Annotated in this window: 8 protein-coding genes; 5 read left to right on the top strand and 3 right to left on the bottom strand. The window is 53.2% G+C overall.

The window, feature by feature from the left end:
• Positions 1 to 171: 171 nt before the first annotated feature.
• Positions 172 to 498, top strand: coding sequence for a TusE/DsrC/DsvC family sulfur relay protein (locus tag FBY13_RS21590; protein ID WP_145395108.1), 327 nt, complete (start codon positions 172 to 174; stop codon positions 496 to 498).
• Here the strand turns inward: FBY13_RS21590 and yccX are convergent, their stop codons facing one another.
• The gene (gene yccX / locus FBY13_RS21585) at positions 499 to 777 is read right to left on the bottom strand and encodes an acylphosphatase (RefSeq protein ID WP_145395107.1); all 279 of its coding nucleotides are present in this window, start codon (positions 775 to 777) and stop codon (positions 499 to 501) included.
• Positions 778 to 859: 82 nt separating this feature from the next.
• Here yccX and rlmI point away from each other — a divergent pair, with 82 nt between their 5' ends.
• Positions 860 to 2,050 (top strand): 23S rRNA (cytosine(1962)-C(5))-methyltransferase RlmI, encoded by a 1,191-nt coding sequence (gene rlmI, locus FBY13_RS21580; RefSeq protein ID WP_145395106.1) that lies wholly within the window; start codon positions 860 to 862, stop codon positions 2,048 to 2,050.
• 60 nt (positions 2,051 to 2,110) lie between these two features.
• A complete protein-coding gene (gene hspQ / locus FBY13_RS21575; RefSeq protein ID WP_063878992.1) occupies positions 2,111 to 2,428 on the top strand; it encodes a heat shock protein HspQ in 318 nt (105 codons plus the stop codon).
• Positions 2,429 to 2,461: 33 nt separating this feature from the next.
• Here hspQ and FBY13_RS21570 read toward each other — a convergent pair whose 3' ends face one another.
• Complete coding sequence (locus FBY13_RS21570) at positions 2,462 to 2,875, bottom strand: CoA-binding protein (protein ID WP_063878991.1); 414 nt, start codon at positions 2,873 to 2,875, stop codon at positions 2,462 to 2,464.
• A 167-nt stretch (positions 2,876 to 3,042) separates the two neighbouring features.
• On the opposite strand from FBY13_RS21570, the gene FBY13_RS21565 reads away from it, so the two are divergent.
• Positions 3,043 to 3,681, top strand: coding sequence for a DUF2057 family protein (locus tag FBY13_RS21565; RefSeq protein WP_063878990.1), 639 nt, complete (start codon positions 3,043 to 3,045; stop codon positions 3,679 to 3,681).
• Between the two features lie 67 nt (positions 3,682 to 3,748).
• Positions 3,749 to 4,207 carry a methylglyoxal synthase gene (gene mgsA, locus FBY13_RS21560; protein ID WP_145395105.1) on the top strand — a complete coding sequence of 153 codons (459 nt, stop codon included), beginning with the start codon at positions 3,749 to 3,751 and terminating at the stop codon, positions 4,205 to 4,207.
• A gap of 1 nt (position 4,208) precedes the next feature.
• On the opposite strand, the gene helD is transcribed toward mgsA, so the two are convergent.
• A complete protein-coding gene (helD, locus tag FBY13_RS21555; protein ID WP_145395104.1) occupies positions 4,209 to 6,263 on the bottom strand; it encodes a DNA helicase IV in 2,055 nt (684 codons plus the stop codon).
• Positions 6,264 to 6,371: the final 108 nt, after the last annotated feature.

Below are 6,371 nucleotides of genomic sequence, written 5' to 3'. Positions count from 1 at the left end.
TGTGAGAGTTCCATAAAAAAGGGTCCATGATGAACATGAACCCTTTTTACACCTGCCACTGGATCGGTCAACCGATCCTTAAATGATCGGCATTACGCCCCGGCGGGGTTTTTGCTTTTTCTGCGCTGTCAGTTTGGTAAACTGCAGCCCAAATGACGATGAGGAAGCACGATGAACTACAACGGTGACGAAATCGCTGTCGATGCCGAAGGCTATTTGAAAAACCACCATAACTGGAGTGAAGGGCTGGCCCGGCAGATTGCGGAAAGTGAGGCTATCGTGATGACTGATGCCCACTGGGAAGTGGTGCACTTTGTGCGTGACTTTTATCTGGAATTTAATACCTCGCCCGCCGTACGTATGCTGGTAAAAGCCATGGCGAAAAAGTATGGCGAAGAGAAAGGGAACAGCCGCTATCTGTTTCGCCTGTTCCCGGAGGGCCCAGCTAAACAGGCGACAAAAATTGCCGGCCTGCCCAAGCCCGCAAAATGTCTTTAATCAGCCGGTGGTAAAACGCTGTGGGATGTCGGTGGGCTGATGCGGCTCCACCCACACGTTTTCCACCTGTGCCGTGCGCGGCCCTCCGGACTTTAACCAGGCCACTAAAGCCTCCACCTGCTCTGCTTCACCACTGGCCAGCACTTCAACGCGGCCATCATCGAGATTACGCGCATAACCCTTTACGCCGAGCGCATTGGCTTTCGCCTGCGTGCTGTAGCGGAAACCCACGCCCTGCACGGTGCCCTGTACCCAGGCTTTGTAACACACCATCGCCATGGTTCTCTCCTGCTGTTCGTTGCAATTTGCCGTTATCCACTGGACAATAGCGCCTCATTTTTTCAGGTAAGCATAGCAAACTATGACAGTTCGATTGATTCTCGCCAAGGGACGTGAAAAGTCCCTGCTCCGTCGTCATCCCTGGGTTTTCTCTGGGGCGGTCGCCCGTCTTGAAGGTAAAGCCCAGCAGGGGGAAACCATTGATGTTTGTGACAGTAATGGTAAATGGCTGGCGCGTGCCGCTTATTCACCTCAGTCACAAATTCGCGCTCGCGTCTGGAGCTGGCAGCAGGACGAATCTATCGATATCGCTTTCTTTGTCCGCCGTTTTCAGCAAGCACAAATCTGGCGCGACTGGCTGGCGGCACGCGACGGACTGGACAGCTATCGCCTGATTGCCGGCGAGTCCGACGGCCTGCCGGGCGTAACCATCGATCGCTTTGGCCACTTTTTGGTGCTTCAGTTGCTGTCTGCCGGGGCCGAGTATCAGCGCCCTGCCATTATTTCAGCGTTGCAGCAGTGTTTTCCGGATTGCGCTATCTACGATCGCTCCGATGTTGCGGTTCGTAAAAAAGAAGGGCTGGAGCTGACGCAGGGAACCGTAACCGGTGAACCACCTCCCGCGCTGTTGCCGATTACGGAACACGATATGAAGCTGCTGGTGGATATCCAGGGCGGCCATAAAACGGGCTATTACCTGGATCAGCGCGACAGCCGCTATGCAACACGACGCTATGCAAAAGACGCTCGCGTGCTGAACTGCTTTTCGTATACCGGGGGTTTTGCCGTCTCGGCGTTAATGGGCGGTTGTAGAGAAGTGATTAGCGTTGATACATCACAGGATGCGCTGGATGTGGCACGTCAAAACGTTGAGCTGAACGGATTAGATGTTTCCCGTGCTCAGTTCCAGCGCGATGACGTCTTTAAACTGCTGCGCCGCTATCGTGATAATGGTGAGAAATTCGATCTCATCATCATGGACCCGCCAAAGTTTGTTGAAAATAAAAGTCAGCTTATGAGCGCCTGCCGTGGCTATAAAGACATCAACATGCTGGCGATTCAGTTGCTGAATCCCGGCGGAATGTTACTCACGTTCTCCTGCTCGGGCTTAATGGCTACTGATCTGTTCCAGAAAATCATCGCCGATGCCGCACTGGATGCAGGCCGTGACGTACAGTTTGTTGAGCAATTCCGTCAGGCTGCGGATCACCCAGTGATTGCCACCTATCCGGAAGGCCTTTACCTGAAAGGTTTCGCCTGCCGCGTCATGTGACTTGAAAAGACTGTCCTCGCCCCCATCTATGATGCAGGACAGTATTTTTCGGAGGTCATCATGATTGCCAGTAAATTTGGTATTGGTCAGCAGGTTCGTCATCGGTTATCCGGCGTGCTGGGTGTGATTGTCGATGTCGATCCTGAATACGCGTTAGATGAGCCACAGTTGGATGAGATCGGAGCAGTCGATACCATGCGTAGCGCGCCCTGGTACCATGTCGTGATGGAAGATGAGCAAGGCAGTCAGGTACATACCTACGTCGCCGAAATTCAGCTTGCTGGAGAAACCAGCCCGGAACATCCCGAGCAGCCGTCGATGGATGAACTGGCTGCATCTGTGCGTCAGCAGCTTCAGGCGCCGCATTTGCGTCACTAACAGCAGGCGGCAATCTGTTTGCCGCCGCTGCATTTAATGCCCCAAACCCAGCCGTGGGATCTCAATTTTGGGGCAACGATCCATAATAACCGTCATCCCCGCATCCTGGGCCAGCACCGCAGCCTGCTCATTGATCACACCCAGCTGTAACCAGAGCGTATCTGCTCCCACTGCAATGGCATCCTGCGCCACGCCCCAGGCCGCTTCTGAATTGCGGAACACATCCACCATATCAATTTTTCCAGGGACTTCCGCCAGTGAACCATAGGCGGTTTGTCCTAACAGCGTTTGGCCTGCCAGCTTAGGACTTACCGGAATCACCTCATAACCCTGGTCGAGCAAATACTTCATTACGCCATAACTGGGACGTTCCGGGCGATCGCTGGCACCGACTAAGGCAATACGCTTTGTCCGGGTCAATACGTCGCGAATAGTCTGATCATTCATGCGCTTCTCCTTTGAGTCTGCTCTTCATTGTAGATGAGCCTTGATACTCACGACGTGAGTTGCAAAGACATATTGTGCCGCTTCGTTAGAATAAATATGTATAATTGTAAACTTAATGCCATAATGTAAGAATTTGCTACATCCATCCACTGTCAACCGGAGTCGAAATGAAGCTGTCAATGGCTGTAACGGGGTTCATTGCTCTCCTCGTTTCGGCATCCTGCTCTGCAATTACCCTGAAACTTGATCCCCAGATCACCTTGATGGTTTTAGATGGTCGGAAGATTTCTGGTTCACTGCTGAAAGGGGCTGACAGTTTAGAACTGGAGCGTGGTCAACATCAGTTTTTATTTCGGGTAGAACAACAGCCGGGTGACAATAAAACCGTTGCGCAACGCTATCAGTCTGTCCCGATGATTGTGACCTTCTCAGCCCAAGCAAAAACCATTGCCATCCGCCTGCCGCAGCTCAACAATCCAAGGGAACGTCATAATTTTGACCGTTCACTGGCCTTCAGGCTGGTGGATGAAAAAGGCAAAGAGGTTTTTAGCGTGCGCGACCGTCTGCCTGTCACAGCCGGTGCGGATGTTGAAAAAGCGATGGTCGATTACAATCGTATGGGATTAGCGGCTTCTGTACCGCAATTCGCCAATCTCACCTCGCCATCCCCGTCAGCACAACTCACCGCCGACCTTGCCTGGTCTGTAGACACCACGACCCCGTCACTTCAGCACTGGTTTCAGCGTTTCGATGAGGCCACTCGTCAGCAGTTTATAAATCTGGTCAAAATGTTGCGGGCAAGTTGATAGTCTGAAATAGCACGAGGTAAACTGCTGCAACGGGCGATTTGCTCCTTTGCATCAGGATGCTGTTATGGAATACACCCTACGTACCCTTGGAAAACAAAAACATATCGCGCTGGTCGCCCATGACCACTGCAAAGCCTCTCTGCTGGACTGGGTCACACGTAATCAGCCAGCGCTCGAACCCCATATTCTCTATGCGACAGGCACCACAGGTAATCTGATAAACCGTCACACCGGCCTGAACGTCAATGCGATGCTGAGTGGCCCAATGGGCGGAGATCAGCAGGTTGGCGCATTGATTGCCGAGGGTAAAATTGACGCACTGATGTTTTTTTGGGATCCGTTAAATGCGGTTCCTCACGATCCTGACGTCAAAGCCCTGCTGCGTCTGGCCACGGTATGGAATATTCCGGTTGCAACCAATCGGTCAACTGCTGATTTTATTATTCAGTCGCCGCTGTTTGCTCAGTCCGTCGATATACGCATTCCAGACTATGAACGCTACCTGGCTGAACGTCTGAAATAACTCAGGCTTTGCGCAGCACCGGCACGTCCAGTTCACGAAATGCCTCAACAAAGACCGACGGTTGCTGCTTATCGAAGAGCAACCAGACCTGCTGTCGCGCGCGCGTGAGCGCGACGTAAGCCAGCCGCCGCTCTTCTGCATCGGGAAAGGCTTCAGGCTGAGGCAGCAAGCCTTGCTCAATAATTGACTCGCGCTGAGCCGCGGGAAAACCCTCTTTGCCTTGCTGAAGCCCCAGCAGAATCACGTAATCGGCCTGCTGGCCTTTGCTGGCATGAATGGTCAGAAAGTCGATGTTTAATTTTGGCCAGCGGGTTTTGGCTTTATCCAGTAAATCCGGGCGCAAATAGTGATAGCGTGCCAGTAGCAGCACTCGCTCATCGGGTTTTGCATAACCACTCAGTTTATTCAGCAGCGCCTCCAGCTGATCCTGGGGCAACAGCGCGATAGACTTTTTATTGCCTTTAATCAGGCTGTTTAAGGGCTTACGCAACTGATGCGGATTTTGCTGAATAAAGCGGTTGGCAATCTCGCCAATACGATCGTTGAAGCGGTAAGTGGTGTCCAGCACGCAGCGGTCGCCCTCACCGAAATAGTGATGAAACGCCGTTGTCAGGCTCATTTCAGCCCCACTGAAGCGATAAATCGCCTGCCAGTCATCCCCCACAGCAAACAGCGTGGTACGCTTGTTTTGCTGGCGCAGCGCGCTCAGTAAGGCCGCGCGTTGCGGAGAAATGTCCTGGAACTCATCCACCAGAATATGCTTCCAGGGGCTGATAAAACGTCCTTTTTCCAGAATCGCGACGGCCTGATGAATCAGCCCTGAAAAATCGACGGCGCCCTCATCCTTAAGTGCACTCTTCCAGGCTTTGAGCAGCGGTGCCATCAGTTTGATCCGTTTACTGAACAGGTCGCGTAGCGCGTCAGGGACATCCGCAATCATGGCGGCCTGCGCGCCGCCGTGCATGCGCATCAGACTCAGCCAGCGTTCAAGGCGGGGAGCCAGGCGCTCAGCTAATCGATCATCTTGCCAGAATGCACCTTCGCTGATCTCCCACGCCAGTTCATCACGCAGCCATTGCCGCCAGCCATTAGCCTGAGCCTTCTTTTCGTTACACTGTTGCCGCCAGTGATCGACCAGCAACGCCCGGCGTGCGCCGGCGTCGCTTTCCAGTTTACTGATAACAGGCTGTTTATTGCTGCCTTCGCGAATGATATGCAAGGCCAGGGAATGAAAAGTACGCGCCTGCATATCGGCCACATCTAGCCGACGTTGAATGCGGTCATTCATTTCTTCAGCCGCGTGACGGCCAAACGCCAACAGCAGAATTTGATCGGCGGAGGCGAGCCTGCGCGCTAATAACCAGCCCGCGCGGGCAACCAGCACGGACGTTTTACCGCTGCCCGCACCGGCAAGCACCAGCACCGCATCTTCACCATTGACCACGGCTTCGGCTTGTGAGGTATTAAGTGGTGTGGACTCAACCGTGGCGAAGAAATCCTGATAGCGGGTTAACATCGCGGCCGTCCAGTCGCGGTTGCGCTGGCCGATTGCCGCGTCACCCTGCTGTAACCAGTGTTGGCAAAATGCCCAGTTTTCACGGCAGGAATCAAAACTCTCGATGCGGGATAGCGGCAGGGGTAAGGCATCGAACTCCTTAAGTATCTGGTTCTTAACGGCCTGCAGTTCACTGCGCTTTAACCAACGGTCCTGCTCGCTGAAACCTTGAATTTCCTCACGAAGATCCTGTAATACTGCCGCGCATACCTCACTCATTTCATGGCTCCATGCCTGCCATGACTGCATAAGGTAGTGGTAGAAACGTTGGGTCTCCTGCCATTCGGTGCCATGCAAACGCACAACTTTACCGTCCGCCAGCAAAAACTCCAGCTCTCCCCAGACCATGCCACGCTTACAGGTAATGTCGGACAGTTGGTTAAAGGGGAGCAGATATTCGTGTTTATCGCCGCTGACTTCAACGCCAGCGGCCAACAGGCGAACCCGATTGTAGGGATGCTGGGCAAGCCGTTTGCCCATGGATGTTGCTTTAAGTTCCACGCCGACACCAACGACCGATATAAAGAGTAATCGGAGTTTACCTGTCAGACTCTTGACGCTCCAGCCTTAAAACACGGTAAACTGCGACATATCTTGCGGAGTGCAAAA

The organism is Pantoea sp. SJZ147 (assembly GCF_007828605.1).
Lineage (GTDB): Bacteria > Pseudomonadota > Gammaproteobacteria > Enterobacterales > Enterobacteriaceae > Pantoea > Pantoea allii.
Note: the sequence above shows the minus strand (reverse complement) of the source record. Positions and strands in the feature narration are given on the sequence as shown.

Excerpts from the sequence above, each read along its gene's own strand:
- FBY13_RS21590 (WP_145395108.1), top strand. The coding sequence starts at position 172 with ATGAACTACAACGGTGACGAAATCGCTGTCGATGCCGAAGGCTATTTG.
- yccX (WP_145395107.1), bottom strand. The coding sequence starts at position 777 with ATGGCGATGGTGTGTTACAAAGCCTGGGTACAGGGCACCGTGCAGGGC.
- rlmI (WP_145395106.1), top strand. The coding sequence starts at position 860 with ATGACAGTTCGATTGATTCTCGCCAAGGGACGTGAAAAGTCCCTGCTC.
- hspQ (WP_063878992.1), top strand. The coding sequence starts at position 2,111 with ATGATTGCCAGTAAATTTGGTATTGGTCAGCAGGTTCGTCATCGGTTA.
- FBY13_RS21570 (WP_063878991.1), bottom strand. The coding sequence starts at position 2,875 with ATGAATGATCAGACTATTCGCGACGTATTGACCCGGACAAAGCGTATT.
- FBY13_RS21565 (WP_063878990.1), top strand. The coding sequence starts at position 3,043 with ATGAAGCTGTCAATGGCTGTAACGGGGTTCATTGCTCTCCTCGTTTCG.
- mgsA (WP_145395105.1), top strand. The coding sequence starts at position 3,749 with ATGGAATACACCCTACGTACCCTTGGAAAACAAAAACATATCGCGCTG.